General features: G+C 74.3%; 16 protein-coding genes and 1 pseudogene. 4 read left to right on the top strand and 13 right to left on the bottom strand.

The window, feature by feature from the left end; translation table 11 throughout:
- Positions 1 to 66 precede the first annotated feature (66 nt).
- Positions 67 to 1,473: a PAS domain-containing protein gene (locus tag ACFYOV_RS20465; protein ID WP_389089514.1), complete on the bottom strand. Its 1,407-nt coding sequence runs from the start codon at positions 1,471 to 1,473 to the stop codon at positions 67 to 69.
- A gap of 498 nt (positions 1,474 to 1,971) precedes the next feature.
- Positions 1,972 to 3,072 carry a citrate synthase 2 gene (locus tag ACFYOV_RS20460; RefSeq protein WP_389089512.1) on the bottom strand — a complete coding sequence of 367 codons (1,101 nt, stop codon included), beginning with the start codon at positions 3,070 to 3,072 and terminating at the stop codon, positions 1,972 to 1,974.
- 273 nt (positions 3,073 to 3,345) lie between these two features.
- Here ACFYOV_RS20460 and pdxH point away from each other — a divergent pair, with 273 nt between their 5' ends.
- Complete coding sequence (gene pdxH, locus ACFYOV_RS20455; RefSeq protein ID WP_389089511.1) at positions 3,346 to 4,032, top strand: pyridoxamine 5'-phosphate oxidase; 687 nt, start codon at positions 3,346 to 3,348, stop codon at positions 4,030 to 4,032.
- Between the two features lie 18 nt (positions 4,033 to 4,050).
- Here the strand turns inward: pdxH and ACFYOV_RS20450 are convergent, their stop codons facing one another.
- The 10 genes from ACFYOV_RS20450 to ACFYOV_RS20405 form a co-directional block, all read right to left on the bottom strand.
- Positions 4,051 to 4,608 carry a hypothetical protein gene (locus ACFYOV_RS20450; protein ID WP_389089510.1) on the bottom strand — a complete coding sequence of 186 codons (558 nt, stop codon included), beginning with the start codon at positions 4,606 to 4,608 and terminating at the stop codon, positions 4,051 to 4,053.
- A 1-nt stretch (position 4,609) separates the two neighbouring features.
- Positions 4,610 to 5,224 (bottom strand): TetR/AcrR family transcriptional regulator, encoded by a 615-nt coding sequence (locus tag ACFYOV_RS20445; RefSeq protein WP_389089508.1) that lies wholly within the window; start codon positions 5,222 to 5,224, stop codon positions 4,610 to 4,612.
- Positions 5,212 to 5,946, bottom strand: a complete 735-nt coding sequence (locus ACFYOV_RS20440; RefSeq protein WP_389089506.1) for an enoyl-CoA hydratase family protein — start codon at positions 5,944 to 5,946, stop codon at positions 5,212 to 5,214. The genes ACFYOV_RS20445 and ACFYOV_RS20440 overlap by 13 nt, the downstream gene beginning before the upstream one ends.
- Positions 5,943 to 7,520: a 4-coumarate--CoA ligase family protein gene (locus ACFYOV_RS20435; protein WP_389089504.1), complete on the bottom strand. Its 1,578-nt coding sequence runs from the start codon at positions 7,518 to 7,520 to the stop codon at positions 5,943 to 5,945. Before ACFYOV_RS20435 ends, ACFYOV_RS20440 begins: the two co-directional genes overlap by 4 nt.
- Before the next feature lie 37 nt (positions 7,521 to 7,557).
- Positions 7,558 to 8,697: an acyl-CoA dehydrogenase family protein gene (locus tag ACFYOV_RS20430; protein WP_389089503.1), complete on the bottom strand. Its 1,140-nt coding sequence runs from the start codon at positions 8,695 to 8,697 to the stop codon at positions 7,558 to 7,560.
- Positions 8,698 to 8,750: 53 nt separating this feature from the next.
- A complete protein-coding gene (locus ACFYOV_RS20425; RefSeq protein ID WP_389089501.1) occupies positions 8,751 to 10,598 on the bottom strand; it encodes an acetyl/propionyl/methylcrotonyl-CoA carboxylase subunit alpha in 1,848 nt (615 codons plus the stop codon).
- A gap of 5 nt (positions 10,599 to 10,603) precedes the next feature.
- Entirely contained in the window at positions 10,604 to 12,202 is a 1,599-nt protein-coding gene (locus tag ACFYOV_RS20420; RefSeq protein WP_389089500.1) for an acyl-CoA carboxylase subunit beta, read from the bottom strand.
- On the bottom strand, positions 12,199 to 13,887 hold the full coding sequence (locus ACFYOV_RS20415; protein WP_389089498.1) for an acyclic terpene utilization AtuA family protein: 1,689 nt from the start codon (positions 13,885 to 13,887) through the stop codon (positions 12,199 to 12,201). Before ACFYOV_RS20415 ends, ACFYOV_RS20420 begins: the two co-directional genes overlap by 4 nt.
- Positions 13,884 to 14,678 (bottom strand): TIGR03084 family metal-binding protein, encoded by a 795-nt coding sequence (locus ACFYOV_RS20410; protein WP_389089496.1) that lies wholly within the window; start codon positions 14,676 to 14,678, stop codon positions 13,884 to 13,886. The genes ACFYOV_RS20415 and ACFYOV_RS20410 overlap by 4 nt, the downstream gene beginning before the upstream one ends.
- A gap of 92 nt (positions 14,679 to 14,770) precedes the next feature.
- Positions 14,771 to 15,766 (bottom strand): DMT family transporter, encoded by a 996-nt coding sequence (locus ACFYOV_RS20405; protein WP_389089495.1) that lies wholly within the window; start codon positions 15,764 to 15,766, stop codon positions 14,771 to 14,773.
- A 360-nt stretch (positions 15,767 to 16,126) separates the two neighbouring features.
- Between ACFYOV_RS20405 and ACFYOV_RS20400 the strand changes: the two genes are divergently transcribed.
- On the top strand, positions 16,127 to 17,674 hold the full coding sequence (locus ACFYOV_RS20400; RefSeq protein ID WP_389089494.1) for a von Willebrand factor type A domain-containing protein: 1,548 nt from the start codon (positions 16,127 to 16,129) through the stop codon (positions 17,672 to 17,674).
- Between the two features lie 145 nt (positions 17,675 to 17,819).
- Here ACFYOV_RS20400 and ACFYOV_RS20395 read toward each other — a convergent pair whose 3' ends face one another.
- Positions 17,820 to 20,816, bottom strand: coding sequence for an FAD-binding and (Fe-S)-binding domain-containing protein (locus tag ACFYOV_RS20395; RefSeq protein ID WP_389089492.1), 2,997 nt, complete (start codon positions 20,814 to 20,816; stop codon positions 17,820 to 17,822).
- Between the two features lie 542 nt (positions 20,817 to 21,358).
- Here ACFYOV_RS20395 and ACFYOV_RS20390 point away from each other — a divergent pair.
- Together ACFYOV_RS20390 and serC are read left to right on the top strand one after the other, a co-directional pair.
- Positions 21,359 to 21,676 (top strand): annotated as a pseudogene (locus tag ACFYOV_RS20390) (cytochrome P450); the annotation flags it as partial.
- 246 nt (positions 21,677 to 21,922) lie between these two features.
- The gene (gene serC, locus ACFYOV_RS20385; RefSeq protein ID WP_389089491.1) at positions 21,923 to 23,041 is read left to right on the top strand and encodes a phosphoserine transaminase; all 1,119 of its coding nucleotides are present in this window, start codon (positions 21,923 to 21,925) and stop codon (positions 23,039 to 23,041) included.
- The last annotated feature ends 90 nt before the right edge of the window (positions 23,042 to 23,131 follow it).

Raw genomic sequence — 23,131 nt, 5'->3', positions numbered from 1 at the left:
CGCCCGGGGCACGAGCGGGCCGCACGCGCCCGGCCCGGAGCGCGAGGGGCACGGGGCGGCCGGGCGTCAGTCCCCACCGTCGCCCGTCAGAGCGGCCAGGTCCAGGGAGGTGGCGATGCGCACGGCCACGTCCTCCGCGTACATCGTGTCGGTGCGTTCGAAGGCGTTGCGGGCGGCGGTGCGCAGGAACGTGACGACGCCCAGGGTGCGGCCGCGGCTGCGCAGCACCGTGCACAGGGCGTGGACCGCGTCCGAGGGCCACTGGCGGGCCTCGGCCCAGGCGCGGGCCTCTCGCGGGGACAGCTTGCCCGCCCCGGCGCGGACCGAGCCGGCCCGGGTCACGCACTGGAGCGCCGGGTGGCCCTCCTCGTACCGCACCGGCAGTCCCGCCCGGCCGGCGAGCCGGCTGGGGCCGGGCGCGCCGGACGGGGTCGCGGCGATCCGGACCAGGCGCAGCGCCTCGGACCCGCCGGCCGTGTCGGTCGGCGCGCCGCCGGTCAGCCGGTCGATCAGCGCGTGGTCGGCGAATCCGGCGAGCGCGAAGTCCAGGTGGATCGTGACCGCCTCCGCCGGGTCCTCGCACTCCGCCGCGGCCCGCGCCGCGCGGTGCAGCTGCTGCGCGCGGAACCTCAGCAGCGACGCCTCCTGCTCGCCCTGCCGCGCCTCCGTCACGTCCTGGAACAGCCAGCCCACGCCGAGCGGAACCGGCTCCTCCGCGAGCGGCGACGCCAGCCGGACGAACCCGCTCCGCCAGCACCTGCGGCGCTCGCCCTCCGGTGTCCGTACGCTCACCCAGATCTCCGCGGGCGCCGGCGGCGCGCCCTCGGCCAGCACGTGCGCCAGCGCGCTCTCCAGCTCCTCGACGCCCTGGGCCAGCAGTTCGCCGAGCGGCCGGCCCAGCACCGTCGTGCGCCCGGTGCCCAGCGCCCGCGCGGCGTGCGCGTTCACCACCGCGGGCCGCAGGTCGGCGTCCACGAGGACGACACCCCAGCTCGCGTCCTCCAGCAGCGCCTCGCTGAGCGCGATCGACCGCTCCAGGTCGATCTGCGCGTGCACCTCGCTGAAGGCGCAGTACACGCCCGCCGGCCTGCCGTCCGGGCCGCGCACCGCGGCGGACTGCGTCCGCACCAGCACCCGGCCGCCGTCCTTGGTCAGCAGCGCGAACTCGTGCACCTGCCGGCCCGGCGCGTCCATGGCGGACATCAGCCGCGCCTCGACCTCCTCGGCGTCCGCGCTGCGCACCGCCCACCCGGCGAACCCCTGCCGCCCCACCGCCTCGGCGGCGGACCAGCCGAGGATGCGCTCGGCCTCGCGGTTCCAGTGGGTCACCACCCCGTCCGCGTCGAAGGCGCACAGGGCGGCGTCCATGCCGTCCAACAACGCGGCGAGCAGGTCGGACCCGTCCGAGCTCTCCCGCCCGGGCTCGTCCGGCCCCAGCTCGTCGGTGATCCCACTACGCCGGGAAGCACTCACCTGGACCCCCTGCAGGCTGCGTCCGCACGTACGGCACGCCGGTTCGCTCACTCGCCATCATTCAACTTGAACGTGACCCAGCGCACACCGGGTTCCCACAAGATTGCAGTAATCGTTGTACTGCGACGATTCCCCGTCAGCGGCTCCGTGAACTCCCTCCGGACGCCGCCGCCCGCCGGTTTTCCCGAAAAAGCGGTTGATCCCGCGCCGGGCGGTTCCTAGGGTTCCTGGTACACGAGAAGGGAGGTGGTTCGGCAGATGTGTGAATACCGGACGCGTGAGGTGGCTGCGGGCTAGCGGCCCGTCACCACATTCCGTGCGGTGCCGGACCAGCGCGTGAGACGAGCGCGCAGCCGGCCCAATCCCAGCAGTCACCCGACCCGCGAGTCGCCGGTACGTCCGGCCGGCCCCTCCACTGGAGGACCAGACTCGCGGGTCGTCTGCGTTACGGGACTCGAGGAGCCACTGTGTGTCCCCGTGACGCGGTGACTCCCGGAATCACTGGGCGATGTCCTCGTAGCCCTCGATCGCGCGCGGGTCGCGGCTGCCCGGGCCGATGTAGCGGGCGGAGGGGCGGACCAGGCGCCCGGTGCGCTTCTGCTCCAGGATGTGGGCCGACCAGCCGGCCGTGCGGGCGCAGGTGAACATCGACGTGAACATGTGCGCCGGGACCTCGGCGAAGTCCAGCACGATGGCGGCCCAGAACTCCACGTTGGTGGCCAGCACCCGGTCGGGGCGGCGGGCGTGCAGCTCGGCCAGGGCGGCCTTCTCCAGCGCCTCGGCGACCTCGAAACGCGGGGCGCCCAGTTCACGCGCGGTACGGCGCAGCACGCGGGCGCGGGGGTCCTCCGCGCGGTAGACGCGGTGCCCGAAGCCCATGAGGCGCTCGCCCTTGTCGAGGGTCCGCTTGACGTACGCCTCGGCGTCCCCGGTGCGCTCGATCTCCTCGATCATGTGCAGCACGCGCGAGGGGGCGCCGCCGTGCAGCGGGCCCGACATGGCGCCGACGGCACCCGAGAGCGCCGCAGCCACGTCCGCGCCGGTCGAGGCGATCACCCGCGCGGTGAAGGTGGAGGCGTTCATGCCGTGCTCGGCGGCCGACGTCCAGTACGCGTCGACGGCCGCGACGTGCTTGGGGTCGGGCTCGCCCCGCCAGCGGATCATGAACCGCTCGACCACGGACTGCGCCTTGTCGATCTCCCGCTGCGGCACCATGGGCAGGCCCTGGCCGCGCGCGGACTGGGCGACGTAGGACAGGGCCATGACGGCGGCCCGGGCGAGGTCGTCGCGGGCCTCTTCGGCATCGATGTCGAGGAGCGGTTTCAGTCCCCACACGGGGGCCAGCATGGCGAGCGCCGACTGCACGTCGACGCGGATGTCGCCGGAGTGCACGGGGATCGGGAAGGGCTCGGCGGGCGGCAGGCCGGGGTTGAAGGCGCCGTCGACGAGCAGTCCCCAGACGTTGCCGAAGGAGACGTGTCCGACCAGATCCTCGATGTCGACGCCCCGGTAGCGGAGAGCGCCGCCCTCCTTGTCCGGTTCGGCGATCTCCGTCTCGAACGCGACGACTCCTTCGAGCCCGGGTACGAAGTCGGACATCAGGCGGCTCCTCGTGATGTGGGTGACAGATGGTGTTGTGGGGTGGACGACCATGTGTCAGTCAGTCGGCGGAAGCAGACGCACGTCCGGTGGATCCGCGGTCGTCGGTGAGGACTCGCGGTCCGGGACGTCACCCCTGTGATGCCCGGCTGGCGGCCACCCAACCGGATCAGCACCAGCACGATATCCCCGAGTGCCAGAGTTGGGGAGAGTTCGCGGCACTCAGTGCCACTCAGTGACGAAGGCCACCGTGCCGGTCACCCCGGTCCGCCCATGCGGCAGGATGACGGCGTGACCGACCGAGACGCCGCCCCCTTCGATCTCGCCTCGATGCGCAAGCAGTACCGGACCGAGGGGCTCTCCGAGACCGACCTGGCCCCCACCCCCGTCGAGCAGTTCGCGGCATGGTTCCGGCAGGCCGCGACGGAGGGCGGGCTGTTCGAGCCGAACGCCATGATCGTCTCCACGGCGGACGCGGCGGGCCGGCCCAGCTCCCGGACGGTGCTGCTGAAGCACTTCGACGAGCAGGGGTTCGTCTTCTACACCAACTACGACTCCCGCAAGGCGCGCGAGCTGGACGAGAACCCCCACGCCTCGCTGCTGTTCCCCTGGCATCCGATGGCCCGGCAGGTCATCGTCATCGGCCCCGCCCGGCGCACCGGCCGCGACGAGACGGCCGCCTACTTCCGCACCCGGCCGCACGGCTCCCAGCTGGGCGCCTGGGCCAGCGGCCAGTCCTCAGTGATCGCCGGCCGCGCGGAGCTGGACGCCGTGTACGCGGAGCTGGCGGCCCGGTACCCGGAGGGCGAGCAGGTGCCGGTGCCGCCGCACTGGGGCGGTTTCCGGGTGGTCCCGCGCGAGGTGGAATTCTGGCAGGGCCGGGAGAACCGGCTGCACGACCGGCTGCGGTACGTCGCCGAGGCGGACGGGAGCTGGCGGGTGGAGCGGCTCGGCCCCTGAGCGCGCTCCCCGGACGCCTCAGATCTTTCCCCAGAGGTACACGGTGCGGTGGCCGTCGAGCAGCCCGGTCAGCCGGGCGCGGAAGGCGCCGGTGAGCTCGGGCCAGTTCCAGAACTCGAAGCCCGGGCAGCCGAAGGCGAGCGGGGCCTCGTCCCAGGTCCAGTCCGGGAGGGCGACGGCGGCCGCGCAGGCGGGGCAGTCGACGGCTGCGGCGCCGGTGTCGGACCACTTCCGCATGGCGGTGCCGACGCGCTGCCAGGCCGCGTCCCCCAGCGGGGTGGACGCCGCGCAGCGCGGGCACACGGCCGCGCCGGGCAGGTCCGCGCCGCTGGTGAAGCCGGTGCGGCGGGTGTGCACGGCGAGTCCGTCCGAGGGCTCGACGTCCCAGTCGTCGCTCACCGCGCGCTCCCAGTGCGGGCCCGGCGGATGCCCCGGGGGCCCGCCGGGGACGCATCTCGTGCGTTCGGCGAGGACGACGCCCTCCGCCACGAGCCCTTCCACCACCCGCTGGGCGAGCCGGCCGGCGTCCGCCTCGTCCGCGTCGAGGTCGACGATCACCTGGAACCGGTCGCCCATGTCAGTCCAGAACCCCGTCCAGCAGCGCCGCCCACTGCGCCACCACCCGCTCCCGGCGGGCCGTGTCGTCGGTGAGGAGGTTGGCCAGGCCGAGGCCGCGGGCCATGTCGAGCAGGCCCTGGACGGTCTCGCGGACGCCGGGACGGGTCTCGTCCGCGCCGAGCAGGTCCACGGCGATGCGGTGGGTCTCGCGGCCGACCCGGGACTCCAGCTCCGTGACCCGCGGGCGCAGCTGCTCCTCGTTGGAGGCGGCGACCCACAGGTGCAGGGCGGACCGGAAGAGCGGACCGGTGTACAGGTCGACGAGGGCGGAGACCACCGCGCGGCGGTCGGCTGCGGCCGCGCCCTCGGGGAAGAGTGCGCGCAGGGCGGTGGAGCGTTCCTCGGCGACGTACTCGACGGCGGCGGTGAAGAGGTCCTCGCGGGTCGGGAAGTGGTGCTGGGCCGCGCCTCTGGAGACACCGGCGCGCTCGGCGACGACGGAGACCGTGGAGCCCGCCCAGCCGCGCTCGGCGAGGCAGGCCACGGCGGCCTCCAGGAGCCGCTGCCGGGTCACCCGGCTGCGGTCCTGCTTGGGGACTCGTTCCGCACGGTCGGCCGTGCTCACACCACCCATTCCGGATCCCGTCGCTCGAGGAAGGCCGTCATGCCCTCGCGCGCGTGCGCGGAGGCGAACAGCCGGGCCGAGAGCGCGGTCAGGCCGGCCGCGTCCCGGTCGAAGGTCTCCAGCACCCTAGCCGTGAGCAGCCGCTTCGTCTCGGCCAGGGCCTCGGGGCAGGCCCGGCGCAGGCCGTCCAGAACGGGTGCGAGGACCTCGTCGACGTCGTCGCCGCACGCGGTGACGAGGCCGATGCGGGTGGCCTCGGCGGCATCGAGGCGCTCACCGGTGAGGTAGTAGCGGGCGAGCGCCCGCGGGTCGGTGCGCGGCAGCAGAGGCAGGGAGATGACGGCCGGCGCGACACCGATGCGGACCTCGGTGAAGGCGAAGGTGGCCGCGTGCGAGGCGGCGGCGACGTCGCAGGCGGCCAGCAGGCCGAGGCCGCCCGCGCGGACGTGCCCGGTGACCCGTGCGACGACCGGTTTCGGCAGTTCGACGATCCGCCGCAGCAGCCCGACCAGGGCGTCCGGGGCGGGCGGGTCGCGCAGGTCGGCGCCGGCGCTGAAGGTGGTGCCGGTGTGGGTGAGGACCACCGCGCGGACCCCGGTGTCCTCTCCCGCGCCGGCGAGCGCGGCCGTCAGCTCCCCGACCAGGGCGGCGGACAGGGCGTTGCGGCGCTGCGGGGCGTCGAGGACGAGGGTCTCGACGCCCCGCTCCCGCGTGATGTGGACCAGGGTCACGAGGGCTCCTTGTGCGCCCTGAGCTCGCGGCGAAGGATCTTTCCGGAGGCGGCGCGCGGGACGCCGTCGATGAAGGTGACGCGACGGACCCGCTTGTAGGGGGCGACGCGTTCGGCGACGTACATCATGACCTCGCCCTCGGTCAGCGTCGGTGCGGACGGCCGGCGGACGACGTGGGCGTGCGGGATCTCGTTGCCGTCGTCGTCGAGGGCGCCGACGACGGCCGCGTCGGCGATGCCGGGGTGGGTGAGCAGCAGCGCCTCGAGCTCGGCGGGGGCGACCTGGAAGCCCTTGTACTTGATGAGTTCCTTGACCCGGTCGACGACGAACAGCCAGTTGTCCTCGTCGACGTGGCCGACGTCGCCGGTGTGCAGCCAGCCGTCCTCGTCGATCATCGCGGCGGTGGCGTCGGGGCGGCCGAGGTAGCCCTTCATCACCTGGGGGCCGCGGATCAGGATCTCGCCGGACTCGCCGGGGCCGAGGTCCCGGGACGGGTCGTCGAGGGAGACGATGCGCATCTCGGTGCCGGCGATCAGCCTGCCGACCGTGCCGGGGGGCGCCTCCCGCATGGCGTCCAGGGGGACGACGTGGGTGCCGGGCGACAGCTCCGTCATGCCGTACGCCTGCCCGACGGGCGGCAGGCCGAGCCGCTGCGCGCAGGCGACGGCGAGCGCGGCGTCCAGCGGGGCGGCGGCGCTGACGACGTACTTCAGCGAGCTCAGGTCGTACCGGTCCACCAACGGGTGCTTGGCGAGGGCCAGGACGATCGGCGGGGCCACGTACAGGGCCGTGATGCGGTGGTTCTGGACGGCGGCGAGAAACGTCTCCAGGTCGAAGCGCGGCAGGACGACCACGGTGGCTCCCTGGCGCAGGGGGGCGTTCATCAGCGCCGTCAGACCGTAGATGTGGAAGAACGGGAGCACCGCCAGGACGCGGTCGCCGGGCGCCGCCGTGATCGCCGGCTCGAGCTGGGCGAGGTTGGTGGCGATCTGGCGGTGGGTGAGCATGACGCCCTTGGGGACGCCGGTGGTGCCCGAGGAGTACGGCAGGGCGGCGACGTCCTCGGCCGGGTCGATCGCGACCCGGGGCTCGGGGGCCGTGCAGCCCAGCATGTCGATCAGTGAGCGGTGGCCGGGCGCGCCGTCGCAGACGAAGACCTCCTCCACGCCGCCCGCGAGTTCGGCGGCCCTGCGCGCGGTGTCCAGCAGCGGGGAGACGGTGACGATCCAGCGGGCCCCGGAGTCCCGCAGCTGCTTGCCGAACTCCTCGGCGGTGGCGAGCGGATGGACGGTGGTCACGGCGGCGCCCGCGCGGGTGGCCGCGTAGAAGGCGGTCGGGAACGCGATGGTGTTGGGGCTGTGCAGGGCGAGGACGTCCCCCTTGCGCACCCCGGCCTCGGCGAGGCCGGCGGCGACCCGGCGGTGGAAGCGGTCCAGTTGCTCGTAGGTGAGGGTGGTGCCGTCGGTGCCGTCGACGAGGGCGGGGGTGTTCCCGAACCCGGCGGCCCGTGCGAGCACCGCGTCGTGGATGGGGAGGTCGACGGGCGGAACGTCTGCGTACGCGCTGCGGAACATGGTTCCTCCTCCCGCGCCGAAACGCTGTCGGCGGGCGTCAGTACGACTTGGGCAGGCCCAGGGTCTGGTGGGAGACGTAGTTGAGAATCATCTCCCGGCTCACCGGCGCGATACGGGACACGCGCGCGGCGGTGATCAGCGAGGCGAGGCCGAACTCGCGCGTGAGGCCGTTCCCACCGAGCGTGTGCACGGCCTGGTCGACGGCCCGCACGCACGCCTCCGCGGCCGCGTACTTGGCCATGTTGGCGGCCTCGCCCGCGCCCATGTCGTCCCCGGCGTCGTAGAGGCGGGCCGCCTTCTGCATCATCAGGCGGGCCAGTTCCAGCTGGATGTGCGCCTCGGCCAGGGGGTGGGCGATGGCCTGGTGCGCGCCGATGGGGGCGTTCCACACGGTGCGCTCGCGCGCGTACGCGACGGCTTTGGACAGGGCGTGGCGGCCCATGCCGATGGCGAAGGCGGCGGTCATGATGCGCTCGGGGTTGAGGCCGGCGAACAGCTGGAGCAGACCCGCGTCCTCGTCGCCGACGAGCGCGTCGGCGGGCAGCCGCACGTCGTCGAGGGTCAGCTCGAACTGCTTCTCGGCGGCGCTCAGTTCCATGTCGATCTTCCGGCGCCCGAATCCGGGGGTGTCGCGGGGGACGATGAACAGGCAGGGCTTGAGGCGCCCGGTGCGGGCGTCCTCGGTGCGGCCGACGATGAGGGTGGCGTCGGCGATGTCGACCCCCGAGACGAACACCTTGCGGCCGGTGAGGAGCCAGTCGGTGCCGTCCCTGCGGGCGGTGGTGGTGATGCGGTGGGAGTTGGAGCCGGCGTCGGGCTCGGTGATGCCGAAGGCCATCAGACGGCTGCCGTCGGCCAGGGCGGGCAGCCACTCCCGTTTCTGGGCCGCGGTGCCGAAGCGGGAGATGACGGTTCCGCAGATCGCCGGGGAGACGATCATCATCAGCAGGGGGTTGCCGGCGGCGCCCATCTCCTCCAGGACGAGGGACAGCTCGGTGATGCCTCCGCCGCCACCCCCGTATGCCTCCGGCAGGTTGACGCCGATGTAGCCGAGCTTCGCGGCCTCCTGCCAGAACGGCCGGGGGTCCGTGCCGGGGGTGCGGGGGTGGTGGGTGGCGAACGTGGCGACCGCTTGGCGGAGAGCCTGGTGTTCTTGGGATTCGTCGGGGCTGGTCACTCGATCCTCCGGGGTACGGGTGGTCGGTGGTTTCTCGCGGTTCCCCGCGCCCTTCAGGGGGCGTGGGAATCCACGACGGCGAGGAGGGTGCCGGGCTCCACCTGCTGTCCGGGGCTCGCATGCAGGGCGCTCAGCGTTCCGGTGGCCGGGGCGGTGATCCGGTGCTGCATCTTCATCGCCTCCAACCACAGCAGGGGCTGCCCGGCCCGGACGGCGGCTCCCTCCGTCAGGCCCTCGGCGATGCGGACGACCGTGCCGGGCATGGGGGCCAGGAGGGAGCCGGGGGCGTGCTGGGCGGCGGCGTCGGGGAAGCGCGGCAGGGCGGTGAGGGCGGTGGTGTTCACGTACACCCGGTCGCCGTAGCGGGCGACCTCGAAGCGGCGGCGCACGCCGTCCGTCTCCAGGACGACGAGACGCGCGTCGGTGTGCACCACCTGCACCCCGTCCGCCGCGAAGCCCTCCCGGGTGTGGCGGTAGCGCACCTCGTGCTCCTCCCCCGCCATCAGGTACCGCTTGACCTGCGGCTGTGCGGGCAGGTTGCGCCAGCCGCCGAAGCGGGAGCGGCCGTGCGCGTCGGCGAGGGCGGCGGCGAGCGGGGCGTACGGGTCCGGGGCGGCCTCGGTGAGCCCGGCCAGGTGACGGTCGTAGAAGCCGGTGTCCATGCGGCCTGCCGTGAACTCCTCGTGGCGCAGGGAGCGCACGAGGAGGTCCCGGTTGGTGACGGGGCCGTGGACGACCGACCGTTCCAGGGCGGCGGCCAGCCTGCGGATCGCCTCCGCTCGGGTGGGCGCGTGGGCGACGAGCTTGGCGAGCAGGGGGTCGTAGTGCACGCCGATGTCGTCGCCGTCGGTGTAGCCGGTGTCCAGGCGCACCGCGTCGGGCACGGCGAGGCGGTGCAGGCGGCCGGTCTGCGGGGCCCAGTCGTGGGCGGGGTCCTCGGCGTACAGGCGGGCCTCGATCGCGTGGCCACGCGCGCGTGGCGGTTCGCCGGCGAGGGCGTCCCCCTCGGCGACCCGGATCTGCCCGGCGACGAGGTCGACGCCGAACACGGCCTCGGTGACGGGGTGTTCCACCTGCAGGCGGGTGTTCATCTCCAGGAAGTGCGCGCGGTCGCCGGCGACGAGGAACTCGACGGTTCCGGCGCCGACGTAGGCGACGGCACGGGCGGCGCGCACGGCGAGGGCGTGCAGTTCGCCGGTGAGGCGTGGGGACAGGCCGGGCGCGGGGGCCTCCTCGATCACCTTCTGGTGGCGGCGCTGGAGGGAGCAGTCGCGGGTGCCCAGCACCCACACCGTGCCGTGGGTGTCGGCGAGGACCTGCACCTCGACGTGGCGTCCGCCCTCGACGTACCGCTCGACGAACACCTCGCCGTCGCCGAAGGCGTGCGCGGCCTCCGCGCGGGCGGCGGCCCGTTCGGCGTCCAGGTCGGCGAGGCGCCGCACGACGCGCATGCCGCGCCCGCCGCCCCCCGCGGCGGCCTTGATCAGCACCGGCAGGTCGGCCTCGGTGACCTCCCGCAGGGGCTCGATGCCCATCAGCTCCTTGGCGCGCGTCTTGGACGCCATGGCCTCGATCGCCGCCGGGGGCGGCCCGATCCACACCAGGCCCGCGTCCTGCACGGCACGCGCGAAGCGGGCGTTCTCGGAGAGGAAGCCGTAGCCGGGGTGCACGGCGTCCGCACCGGCCGCCAGCGCCGCCTTCACGATCAGGTCGCCGCGCAGGTACGTGTCGGCTGGCGCCACCCCCGGCAGCCGTACCGCGGCGTCCGCCACGCGCACGTGGAGGGCGTTTGCGTCGGCGTCGGAGTGCACCGCGACCGTCCGGATGCCCAGCTCGCGGCAGGTGCGGACGATGCGGCAGGCGATCTCGCCCCGGTTCGCGACAAGAACGGAAGTAATCATGGGCCTCACATCCGGAAGACGCCGAAGCCACCGCGGGCACCCCGGTAGGGCGCCGTGTGGATGGCCGACAGGCACAGGCCGAGGACGGTGCGGGTGTCGCGCGGGTCGATGACGCCGTCGTCGTAGAGCCGCCCGGACAGGAACGCGGGCAGCGACTCGGACTCGATCTGCTGCTCGACCATGGCGCGCAGCGCCGCGTCGGCGTCGTCGTCGTAGGGCTGTCCCTTGGCGGCGGCCGACTGCCGGGCGACGATCGACAGGACGCCGGCGAGCTGCTGCGGGCCCATCACGGCGGACTTGGCGCTCGGCCAGGCGAACAGGAACCGCGGGTCGTAGGCCCGCCCGCACATGCCGTAGTGCCCCGCGCCGTAGGAGGCGCCCATGAGGACCGACAGGTGGGGCACCGTCGAATTGCTCACCGCGTTGATCATCATCGCGCCGTGCTTGATGATGCCGCCCTGCTCGTACTCCTTGCCGACCATGTAGCCGGTGGTGTTGTGCAGGAAGAGCAGAGGGATGTCGCGCTGGTTGGCGAGCTGGATGAACTGGGCCGCCTTCTGCGACTCCTCGCTGAACAGCACGCCCCGGGCGTTGGCGAGGATGCCGACCGGGTAGCCGTGCAGCGTGGCCCACCCGGTGGTCAGGCTGGTCCCGTACAGGGGCTTGAACTCGTCGAAGTCGGAGGCGTCGACGATTCGCGCGATCACCTCGCGCGGGTCGAAGGGGACCTTCAGGTCACCGGGGACGACGCCGAGCAGTTCGTCCTCGTCGTGCTCGGGGGGCGCGGCCGGTCCCGGGTCCGGGTACGCCTTGCGGTGGTTGAGGCGGGCGACGACCCGCCGGGCCTGGCGCAGCGCGTCCGGTTCGTCGACGGCGAAGTGGTCGGCGAGGCCGGACACGCGCGCGTGCATCTCGGCGCCGCCCAGGGACTCGTCGTCGCTCTCCTCGCCGGTGGCCATCTTCACCAGCGGCGGGCCGCCCAGGAACACCTTGGCCCGTTCCTTGACCATGATCGCGTGGTCGGACATGCCGGGGACGTACGCGCCACCGGCCGTGGAGTTGCCGAAGACGACGGCGACGGTCGGGATGCCGGCCGCCGACAGCCGCGTCAGGTCGCGGAAGACGGCGCCGCCCGGGATGAAGATCTCCTTCTGGGAGGGCAGGTCGGCGCCGCCGGACTCCACCAGGCTGATCACGGGCAGCCGGTTGGCGAGCGCGATGTCGTGGGCGCGCAGGGCCTTCCTCAGGCTCCACGGGTTGCTGGCGCCGCCGCGCACGGTGGGGTCGTTGGCGGTGATCAGGCACTCCACGCCCTCGACCACGCCGATGCCGGTGACCAGGGACGCGCCGACGGTGTAGTCGCTGCCCCAGGCGGCGAGCGGGGACAGCTCCAGGAAGGGCGTGTCGGGGTCGAGGAGGAGCTCGACGCGTTCGCGCACGAGCAGCTTGCCGCGCCTGCGGTGCCGCTCGACGTACTTCTCGCCGCCGCCCGCGAGGGCCTTGGCGTGCTCGGCGTCGAGGGCGGCGAGCCGGGCGAGCATAACCTCGCGGTTGGCCCGGTACTCGGGGCCGGCGGTGTCGAGGGCGGAGTCGAGGACCGTCACAGCAGGACCTCCGGGATGTCCAGGTGGCGGGAGCGCAGCCATTCGCCGAGCGCCTTGGCCTGCGGATCGAAGCGGTGCTGGGCGGCGACGCCCTCGCCGAGGATGCCCTCGACGACGAAGTTCAGGGCGCGCAGGTGGGGCAGGACGTGCCGGGTGACGGGCAGGGTGGCGGCCTCGGGGACGAGTGCCCGGAACCGCTCGACGGTCAGCTCGTGCGCGAGCCACCGCCAGGCGTCGTCGTCGCGCACCCACACACCGACGTTGGCGTTCCCGCCCTTGTCGCCGCTGCGGGCGCCGGCGAGGAGGCCGAGGGGGGCGCGGCGGGTGGGCCCGGCGGGCAGGGGCTGCGGCAGCTCCGGTTCCGGTACGTCGGCGAGTGCGGCGGTGTCGCGGGGCGGGGCCACGGGGATGCGGCGTCCGTCGTGGAGGACGGCCACATGGTCGACGGCGCCATGGGGGACGTACACATCCTGGAAGACCCCATAGGGGGAGCCCTTTCCGGGTGGCGCGAGCACATGGAAGCCGGGGTAGCCGGCCAGCGCCAGCTCGATCGCCGCGCCGCTGAACGAACGGCCGACCTTCTCCTGGTCGGGGTCCCGCACGACCAGCCGCAGCAGGGCGCTGGCCGTCTCCTGGGTGGCGGCGTCGGGCCGGTCGGTGCGGGCGAGGTCCCAGCGCACCTCGGCGGGCGGCTTCCCGGCGAGGGCGTCGGTCATCTGCTCGCGGACGAGCGCCGCCTTGGCCTCGATCTCGAGTCCGGTGAGTACGAAGACGACCTCGTTGCGGAAGCCGCCGAGGCGGTTGAGGCCGACCTTGAGCGTGGGCGGCGGCGCCTCTCCCTCGACGCCCTCGATCCGCACCCGGTCGGGCCCGTCCCGGCGCACCCGTACGGTGTCCAGCCGCGCGGTGACGTCGGGGCCCGCGTACCGGGCGCCGCCGGTCTCGTAGAGCAGCTGGGCGGTGACCGTGCCGACGTCGACGAAGCCGCCGGTGCCGGGGTGCTTGGTGACGACGCTGCTGCCGTCGGCGTGGATCTCGGCCAGCGGGAAGCCGGGCCGCAGGACGTCTCGGGGGCGCTCGGCAAAGAAGGCGTAGTTGCCACCGGTGGCCTGCGCCCCGCACTCCAGCACGTGTCCGGCGACCACGGCCCCCGCGAGCCGGTCGTGGTCCGTCGGCGCCCAGCCGAAGTGGGCGGCGGCGGGCCCGGTGACCAGGGCGGCGTCGGTCACCCGCCCGGTGACCACGACGTCGGCGCCCTCGCGCAGACAGGCGGCGATGCCGAAGCCGCCGAGGTAGGCGTGGGCGGCGAGGCTGCCGGGGTGGGCGGCGGTGAGGTCGTCGCCCTCGACATGGGCGACGCGCACATCGATGCCGAGCCGGCCGGCGAGGTTCCGTACGGCGTCGGCGAGACCGGCCGGGTTGAGCCCGCCGGCGTTGGTCACGATCCTCACCCCGCGCTCGTGGGCGATGCCGAGGCAGTCCTCGAGTTGGCGCAGGAAGGTGCGGGCGTAGCCGGCGGCGGGGTCCTTCAGCCGGTCCCGGGCGAGGATGAGCATGGTCAGCTCGGCGAGGTAGTCGCCGGTGAGGACGTCGAGCTCACCGCCGGTGAGCATCTCGCGCAGGGCGTCGAAGCGGTCGCCGTAGAAGCCGGACGCGTTGCCGATGCGCAGGGGCGCCGCCGTCACCGGGCGTCCCCCCGGGGCGGGCGTCCGCCGCCGGACGGACCGGCGAACGCCTGGGCGATGTCGAGCCAGCGGTCGGCGTCGGGGCCGACGGCGGCCAGGGCGAGGTCGGCGCGGTGGGCGCGCTGGGTGACCAGCAGGCAGAAGTCGAGCGCCGGGCCGGTGACGCGCTGGGCGGCGTCCTCGGGACCGTAGGTCCACGGGCTGCCGTCGGGTGCCGTCAGCTCGACGCGGAAGGGATCGGCGGGTGGGGTGAGGCCGTGCACCCCGAAGGCGAAGTCCCGCGTCCGCACCCCGAGCCGGGCCACATGCCGCAGCCGTTCGGTGGGTGGGCGCGTCACACCGATCGCCTCGGCGACATCGAGGCCGTGGGCCCAGGTCTCCATGAGGCGGGCCGTCGCCATGGAGGCGGCCGACATGGGCGGCCCGTACCAGGGGAAGCGGGCCCCGGGTGGCGCGGCCCGCAGTGCCGCTTCGAGCGCGGCCCGGCCCTCGCGCCAGCGGGCGAGCAGTTCGGCCGGGGGCAGCCGGGCGCCCTCCTCCGCCCCCTCGTCCACGAACGAGTGCGGAGCGGCGAGGGCCTCCTCGACCAGCTTCCGGAACCCGTCCGCGTCCGTGACGGCGGTCAGCGCCGAGCGGTCGGTCCAGGCGAGGTGCGCGATCTGGTGGGCGACGGTCCAGCCCGGCGCGGGTGTCCGCACCGCCCACTGTTCCTCGCTCGACCCGGCCACGATCCGGTCGAGTTCGTCGCTCTCCGCACACAGGTCATCGATCACGGGCGTCGGGTCGGCCATGGGGGGAGCATGGCACCGGGACCTAAAACAATCAAGCATGCTTGCATGAATGTCCCGCGGCGGCCGGACCTGCGGCCGGACGCCGGCGCCGGTCAGGAAAGGGACCCCGGCCCCCGGGACCCCGCCCCCTTGGTCCGCCCACGCCGCGTGAACCGCTTCCGCCCCGCCTGGGTCCGCACCGCCCCCATGCTCGCCGCGACGACCAGGGCGACGGCGGCGGACTCGGCCGGGGTGAGGGCCTGGTCGAGGACGAGGAAGCCGGCCGTCGCGGCGAGGGCCGGTTCCAGGCTCATCAGGACGGCGAACGTGGAGGCGGGCAGGCGGCGCAGGGCGAGGAGTTCCAGGGTGTAGGGCAGGACGGAGGACAGCAGGGCGACGGCCGCACCCAGGGCGAGGGTGGTGGGCTCGAGGAGCTTCGTGCCCGACTCGACGACGCCGAGCGGCAGGAACAGCACCGCGGCCACTGCCATCGCGAGGGCCAGCCCGTCGGCCTGGGGGAAGCGTCGCCCCGTACGGGCACTGAAGACGATATATGCGGCCCACATGGCGCCGGCCCCCAGGGCGAACAGGACACCCAGGGGGTCGAGTCCCCTGAAGCCTCCGCCGCCGAGCAGGAAGACACCGGCGAGGGCGAGGGCCGCCCAGAGGAGGTTGACCGCGCGCCGGGAGGCCAGGACGGAGAGGGCGAGCGGGCCCAGGACCTCCAGGGTGACCGCGGGGCCGAGCGGGATACGGGCGACCGACTGGTAGAAGAGGCCGTTCATCGCCGCCATGGCGACACCGAAGACGATCACCGTGCCCCAGTCGGTGCGGGAGTGCCCGCGCAGCCGGGGGCGGCACAGCACCATCAGCACGACCGCCGCCACCAGCAGGCGCAGCGTCACCACTCCGAGCGCACCGGCCCGCGGCATCAGGGTCACGGCGAGGGCCCCGCCGAACTGCACGGAGATCCCGCCGGCCAGGACCAGCCCGACCGGCCCCAGCGAGCCCCGCCCGCGCGGGGCGCCCTCCGGAGCGGACGCGGGACCCCGGCCGCCCGACGCGGGGACGGCCGAGGTGGACGGGTCGGCGGCGCTGGGCGTGGTCACGAGACCTTCCAAGGACTGGTCGGAAGCGGGCGGAAACCTTCACCATTGTGCATCCAAATGCACCTACCAGTCCATAGTATTGGACCAGTCAGTAGCGTGGAGCGCTCATGTACCTGACGTACGCCTTCGACGATCCGTCCCCCGGCCCGCCCGGGTCAAGCCCGTCCGCGATACGGACCGAAACGCCCGCGACCGGTGGGTCCGGTGGTGCCGCACGTCGGCGGAAGGTCACCCACCGGTCTCGGCGGCCCCCGGCCGTTCCCGCTTCGCAACCCACCCGTAACGCTTGGTGACGCACGTTCCGGGCCGCCCCCGCGTCACAGTCGCATGACGGGTCAACGGACCGAGGGGGCAAGGACGATGAAGCGGCACGGGGCACGACGGCTGAGCGGCGCACTGCTCGCCTTCACAGCGGTGAGCGGGTTACTGCTCACCGGATGCAGCGGGGACGGCAGCGGCGCCAAGGCGGCGACGGACAGCGGGTACGGCCACGACCGCCGGGGCGACGGCTCGGCCGCGCTCCCCGCACCCGACGGTCCCCGGGGGACGGACGAACGGCGCGAGGGCGAGCAGGAGTCCCGCGACGTCGCGCCGGACCACGTGTCCACGTTCGCCCTCGACGTCGACACCGCCTCCTACGGCTACGCCCGCCGCACCCTGGCGGAGGGCCGCCTGCCCGACCCGTCGACGGTGCGGCCCGAGGAGTTCGTCAACAGCTTCCGCCAGGACTACGAGCGGCCCCACGGCGACGGGTTCACGGTCACCGTCGACGGCGCCCGCACCCGGCAGGAGGACTGGTCGCTGGTGCGCGTCGGCCTCGCCACCCGTGCCGCCGAGCCGAGCGGTGAGCGCCCGCCGGCGGCCCTCACCTTCGTCATCGACATCTCCGGCTCCATGGCCGAGCCGGGCCGTCTGGACCTCGCCCAGGAGTCGCTCGGCGTGATGACCGACCGGCTGCGCGACGACGACTCCGTGGCCGTCGTCACCTTCAGCGACGAGGCCGAGACCGTTCTGCCGATGACCCGTCTCGGCGGCAACCGCGGCAGGATCCGGGACGCCGTCGACCGCCTGGAGCCGACCTACTCCACCGACCTCGGCGCGGGCGTCGAGGCGGGGTACGAGACCGCCGTCGAGGGCCTGCGCGAGGGCGCCACCAACCGGGTGGTACTGGTCTCCGATGCGCTCGCCAACACGGGCGAGACCGACGCCGACGCGATCCTCGAGCGCATCGCGCGGTCCCGTCGCGAGCACGGCATCACCCTCTTCGGCGTCGGCGTCGGCAGCGACTACGGCGACGCCCTGATGGAACGCCTCGCCGACCGGGGCGACGGCCACACGGTGTACGTGTCGGACGCGGAGGAGGCCCGCGAGGTCTTCTGCGAACAGCTGCCGCGCAACATCGGGCTGACGGCCCGGGACGCCAAGGCCCAGGTCGCCTTCGACGCGGAGACGGTCGCCGAGTTCCGGCTCGTCGGCTACGACAACCGCCGGGTCGCCGACGAGGACTTCCGCGACGACCGCGTCGACGGCGGCGAGGTCGGCCCCGGCCACACCGTCACCGCCCTGTACGCCGTGCGCACCCGGCCCGGCGCCGAGGGCCACCTCGCCACGGCGACCGTCCGCTGGCTCGACCCCGACAGTCGTGCCCCGCACGAGGAGACCGGCGACCTGGAGACCGACGCCCTCGAGGACTCCGTCTGGCGCGCCGACCCCGGCCTGGCGGTCACCGCGACCGCCGCCTACTTCGCCGACGCCCTGCGCACCTCCGACGACCGGTACGGCACCCTCCCCGGCGCCCCCGGTCTCGGCGAACTCGGTGAGCGGGCAGAGGTCTTGGCGGACCGCACGGAGGACAGGGCCGTCCGCGATCTGACCGAGGCCATCCGCACGGCCGACCGCTTGTACTGAGTCCCGGCCGACCGCCCGGGACGGATGCACCGGCCGACCGCCCGGGAAGGATGCGCCGGCCGACCGCCCGGACCGAGGCACCGGCCCGCCGGCGGCCCACCGGGCGCCCCGACCCCCCGCCTTGGCGGCGTCGGCGGCGCCCCGGTCACTCGCCCCCCGGCTCCTCCCCCGGACCCCCCGGGCTCTCCCCCGGCCCTTGCCCCGGCCCTTCCGCCAACCCCTCCGCCAGCACCTCCGCCAGATGCCGCCCCCGCACCCCCGCCAGCTGCTCCAGCTGTGTCCGGCAGGAGTAGCCGTCGGCGAGGACCACCGCGCCGTCGGGGGCCCGGCGGACCGCCGGGAGGAGCTGGTCCTGCGCGCAGGCCGCGGAGACCTCGTAGTGACCCCGCTCGAAGCCGAAGTTGCCCGCCAGTCCGCAGCAGCCGCCGGTCAGGTCGCCGGTGAGGCCGGCGGCGGCGCGCAGGCGGCGGTCGGGCGTGTCGCCGAGGACCGCATGCTGGTGGCAGTGCGTCTGGCCGGTGACCGGGCGGTTCAGGGACGGCGGGGCCCAGCCGGGCGCGTACTGCTCCAGGGTCTCGGCGAACGTGCGCACGCGCGCGGCCAGGCGCGCCGCGCGGGGGTCGTCGTGGAGCAGTTCCGGCAGGTCCGCCCGGAGCGCCGCCGCGCAGCTCGGTTCCAGCACCACGACCGGGGCCCCGGCGGCCAGGACCGGCTCCATCAGGTCGAGGGTGCGGCGCAGCACCGCGCGGGCCCGGTCGAGCTGGCCCGTCGAGACGTAGGTCAGGCCGCAGCAGACCCGGCCCCGGCGCGCCGTCAGCAGTCGCGCCGCCGAGCGTGAGCGCCCGTCCCCCACCGGGCGCCCGCCCGGGCGCAGGGTCGGCGGCAGGGCGACCCGCAGCCCCGCCGCCTCCAGCACCCGCACGGCGGACCGTCCCACGGAGGGCGACAGGTGCTCGGTGAAGGTGTCCGGCCACAGGACCACCAGGGGGCCCGTGCCGGACGCGGCGCCCCCGCCGCGCGCCCTCCACCAGCGGGTGAAGGGCTCCCGCGCCGGCCGTGGGATCTCCCGCTCCCGCGCGACGCCCGCCAGCCGCTTGGCCGCCCGCGCCGGCACCCCCACGGAGGCGAGACGGTCGACCGCCCCCGCCGACCTCGTCCGCGCCACCCAGGCCAGCCACACCGGCAGCCACCCCATCGCGTAGTGGGCGGCGGGGCGGCGGCGGCCGGCGTAGTGGTGGTACAGGAACTCCGCCTTGTACGTGGCCATGTCGACCCCGACCGGGCAGTCCGAGCGGCAGCCCTTGCAGGACAGGCACAGGTCCAGCGCGTCGCGCACCTCCGGCGAGCGCCAGCCGTCGGTCACCAGCTCGCCGGCCAGCATCTCGTGCAGCAGACGGGCGCGCCCGCGCGTGGAGTGCCGTTCCTCGCCCGTCACCCGGAACGACGGGCACATCACCGCCGGGCCGGGCACGGTCGCCGTGCGGCACTTGGCGACGCCCACGCAGCGGCGCACCGCCGCCGTGAAGTCACCGCCGTCGGCCGGGTAGCCGAAGGCCACGTCCACGGGCTCGCGCGGGAGGGCGGCGAAGCGGAGGTTGGCGTCCAGGGGCGCGGGGCGCACCAGCATCCCGGGGTTGAGCAGGTCGTCGGGGTCCCAGACACCCTTCACGCGCTCGAACAGGGCGACCAGCTCGTCGCCGTACATGCGCGGCAGCAGCTCGGCCCGCGCCTGCCCGTCGCCGTGCTCCCCGGACAGCGAGCCGCCGTGCGCCACGACCAGGTCGGCCAGTTCCTCGGAGAAGCGCCGGAAGCGGGCGACGCCCGGCTCGGTGAGCAGGTCGAAGTCGATGCGGACGTGGATGCAGCCGTCCCCGAAGTGCCCGTACGGCGCGCCGCGCAGCCCGTGGGCGGCCAGCAGGGCCCGGAAGTCCCGCAGGTACGCGCCGAGCCGGGCGGGCGGCACCGCGCAGTCCTCCCAGCCGGGCCACGCCTCCGTCCCGTCCGGCATGCGGGTCGCCGTGCCGCTGGCGTCCTCCCGGATCCGCCACAGGGTCCGCTGCCGGGCCGGGTCGGTGACGACCAGCGAGTCCAGGACGTCCGCCGCGCGGGTGATCGTCACGGCACGCGCGCGTGCCTCCTCCTCGGTGTCCCCGCCCGTCTCCACGAACAGCCACGCCCCGCCCGCGGGCAGCCCCGCCGCCGCCGGGACCAGGTCCGCCGCCATGCCCTCCACGGTCAGGGGCGCGTACGGCAGCAGTCCGGCCGCGGCCTCGGCCGCCCCGCCCTCGTCGGCGTACGCCAGCACCGCGAGGGCCCGCGCGCGGGGGGCCCGTACGAGCTCCACGACCGCCTCCGTGAGCACGCCGAGCGTGCCCTCCGAACCGCAGAGGGAGCGGGCCACGTCGGCGCCGTTCTCGGGCAGCAGGGCGTCCAGGGCGTATCCGGAGATGCGGCGGGGCAGCTCGGGGAAGCCGGTGCGCAGGCGGGCCAGCTCGCCGTCCACCAGGGCGCGCAGCCCGTCAGGCGCCCCCGCCCACCGCCGTCCGGGCCGCAGCCGCTCGCCCCGCGCGGTGAGCACCGACAGTTCCCGCACGCTGTCCGCGGTCGTGCCCCAGGCGACCGAGTGCGCGCCGCAGGAGTTGTTGCCGATCATGCCGCCGAGCGTGCAGCGGCCGTGCGTGGAGGGGTCCGGCCCGAAGCGCAGCCCGTGCGGGGCGGCGGCCTCCTGGAGCCGGTCGAGGACCAGGCCGGGCTGGACGACGGCCGTGCGGGTGCGCGGGTCGAGGGACAGCAGGCGGTTCATGTGCCGGGTGAAGTCGAGCACCACGCCGGTGCCGGTGGCCTGCCCGCCGATCGACGTGCCGCCGCCGCGCGGCACCACCGGGACGCCGTACGACCGGCACACCGCCAGCACCGCCGCCACGTCGTCCGCGTCCCGCGGCGCGACGACGCCGAGCGGGATCCGGCGGTAGTTGGAGGCGTCCATGGTGGTCAGCGCCCGCGCGGTGGTGCCGAAGTCCACCCGGCCGCCGACGACCCGGCGCAGGTCGTCCTCGAGCGCGGCCCGCAGCCCGTCCGGTGACCCGTCGCGCGGTCCGTCCTCGCGTCCCCGTCCCCGCAGATCCGTCATGTCCTCCGTCATGTCCTCAGGATGCCCCGGGGCGGGCTGCGCGGCCCGGCCACGCTGATCGCCAACGGCCGTGCCGGTTCACCGGACCGGCCCCGCCGCAATGTCGCGGGACGGGTCAAATACCGGAAGGAAAACGGAATCTTCGTAAGTCGATTACTAACTCCCCTATAGTGACCGCGAGTTGCGCGCTCCTGACGGCTCTCGTTCGGAAAACGACGTCCGAACGAGGCCGGACGACTCCATGGACCGACCACCCATGGACCGACCGAGGACCTGATTGATGACCTCCCCCCTGCGCCCCGGCGACCGCCCCACCCCCCGCAGCCTGCTGCCCGTCCCGTGCTCACCGCCTTCCTCTGCGCGCTCGCGGTCGTCACAGCGGTCCTGCTGGGACCGGCGTCCGCGCGCGGCGCCCTCGCGGCGGCCGGGGTGATCGCCGCGCTGCTGGTGTGCGCGGCCGTCACGGTGGCCACCCACGCCGTCCTGTCGGCGCGAGCGGCGCGCGGACGGCTGGAGGCCGTCACCCAGGACGTCGGCCGGCTGCTCCAGGAACGGTCCCGGCTGGCGGAGGAGTCGCGCCGCCAGCACGACCGGCTGACCGGCGGATCGGCCGCGACGAGCGGGCCCACGGGCCGACGGCCGGTGCCTTCGACATCTCCCGGGAGAGCGCGAACCGGCACCTCTCCTTCGGCCACGGCCCGCACGTGTGCCCCGGCGCGGCCCTGTCCCGCCTGGAGGCGGGCGTGGCCCTGCCCGCCCTGTACGCCCGCTTCCCGAAGCTGGACCTGGCGGTCCCGGCGGGCGACCTGCGCAACAAGCCGGTGGTCACCCAGAACGACCTGTACGAGCTGCCGGTACGGCCCGGCGGCTGATTCCCCCGGCGTGGGGCGGATCCCGTACCGCTCCCCCGGCGGCGGTGGGGCGGATCCCGTACCGGGAGCCGCCCCGCCCCGTCTCCCGGTCCCCCGGGCCGTCCGCCGCCCCCGGTGGCGCGGCCGTCCACCGCCCACCCGTGCCCCGGCCGACCACCGCCCCACCGGTGCCCCGGCCGTCCATCACCCGTCTCAGCCGACGGACGGCGTTTCGCCCCGGTTTCCCTCAGCCGCTAGGCTCCGGTCGTGGCTGAGATCCAGATTCCCGCTGACATCAAGCCCGCCGACGGTCGATTCGGCGCTGGCCCCTCCAAGGTGCGGACGGAAGCGCTGGACGCGCTGGCCGCGACCGGCACCTCTCTCATGGGCACCTCCCACCGCCAGGCCCCCGTCAAGAACCTGGTCGGCCAGGTCCGCGAGGGCATCCGCGAGCTGTTCCAGCTCCCCGAGGGATACGAGGTGATCCTCGGCAACGGCGGCTCCACCGCGTTCTGGGACATCGCGACCCACGGTCTGATCGAGAACAAGTCCCAGCACCTCAGCTTCGGCGAGTTCAGCTCCAAGTTCGCCAAGGCCGCCAAGCTCGCCCCGTGGCTCGCCGAGCCGACGGTCGTCTCCGCCGACCCGGGCACCCACCCGGAGGCCGAGGCGGAGGCCGGCGTGGACGTCTACGCCTTCACCCACAACGAGACCTCCACCGGTGTCGCCATGCCGCTGCGGCGCGTGGCCGGTGCCGACGAGGGTGCCCTGGTCCTGGTCGACGCCACCTCCGGTGCCGGTGGCCTCCCGGTCGACATCGCCGAGACCGACGTCTACTACTTCGCCCCGCAGAAGTCCTTCGCCTCCGACGGCGGTCTGTGGATCGGTGTGTTCTCCCCGGCCGCCATCGAGCGCGCCGAGCGGATCCACGCCTCCGGCCGGCACGTCCCGGAGTTCTTCTCGCTGCCGACGGCGATCGACAACTCCCGCAAGAACCAGACGTACAACACCCCGGCCCTCGCCACGCTGTTCCTGTTGAACCAGCAGCTGGAGTGGATCAACGGCCAGGGTGGTCTGGACTGGTCGGTCCGCCGCACGGCGCAGTCGGCGCGCACGCTGTACGGCTGGGCGGAGGACGTGAAGTTCGCGAACCCGTTCGTGGCCGACCCCGCCAAGCGCTCGCAGGTCATCGGCACCATCGACTTCACGGACGAGGTCGACGCCGCCGCCGTCGCCAAGGTGCTGCGCGCCAACGGCATCGTCGACACCGAGCCGTACCGCAAGCTGGGCCGCAACCAGCTGCGCGTCGCGATGTTCCCGGCGATCGACCCGGCGGACGTCGAGGCGCTGACGAAGTGCGTCGACTACGTGATCGAAAAGCTGTAGTCGTCCCTCGCACGACCGAAGGGCGCCCGGCGAACACCGGGCGCCCTTCCTGTTGTTCGCTGTGGAGCGAGCGCAGTGGCAACGGCAAAT

The organism is Streptomyces sp. NPDC005931 (assembly GCF_042871235.1).
In the GTDB taxonomy this organism is placed as follows: domain Bacteria; phylum Actinomycetota; class Actinomycetes; order Streptomycetales; family Streptomycetaceae; genus Streptomyces.
Note: the sequence above shows the minus strand (reverse complement) of the source record. Positions and strands in the feature narration are given on the sequence as shown.

Excerpts from the sequence above, each read along its gene's own strand:
- ACFYOV_RS20460 (WP_389089512.1), bottom strand. The coding sequence starts at position 3,072 with ATGTCCGACTTCGTACCCGGGCTCGAAGGAGTCGTCGCGTTCGAGACG.
- pdxH (WP_389089511.1), top strand. The coding sequence starts at position 3,346 with ATGCGGCAGGATGACGGCGTGACCGACCGAGACGCCGCCCCCTTCGAT.
- ACFYOV_RS20450 (WP_389089510.1), bottom strand. The coding sequence starts at position 4,608 with ATGGGCGACCGGTTCCAGGTGATCGTCGACCTCGACGCGGACGAGGCG.
- ACFYOV_RS20445 (WP_389089508.1), bottom strand. The coding sequence starts at position 5,224 with ATGGGTGGTGTGAGCACGGCCGACCGTGCGGAACGAGTCCCCAAGCAG.
- ACFYOV_RS20435 (WP_389089504.1), bottom strand. The coding sequence starts at position 7,520 with ATGTTCCGCAGCGCGTACGCAGACGTTCCGCCCGTCGACCTCCCCATC.
- ACFYOV_RS20425 (WP_389089501.1), bottom strand. The coding sequence starts at position 10,598 with ATGATTACTTCCGTTCTTGTCGCGAACCGGGGCGAGATCGCCTGCCGC.
- ACFYOV_RS20410 (WP_389089496.1), bottom strand. The coding sequence starts at position 14,678 with ATGGCCGACCCGACGCCCGTGATCGATGACCTGTGTGCGGAGAGCGAC.
- ACFYOV_RS20400 (WP_389089494.1), top strand. The coding sequence starts at position 16,127 with ATGAAGCGGCACGGGGCACGACGGCTGAGCGGCGCACTGCTCGCCTTC.
- ACFYOV_RS20395 (WP_389089492.1), bottom strand. The coding sequence starts at position 20,816 with ATGACGGAGGACATGACGGATCTGCGGGGACGGGGACGCGAGGACGGA.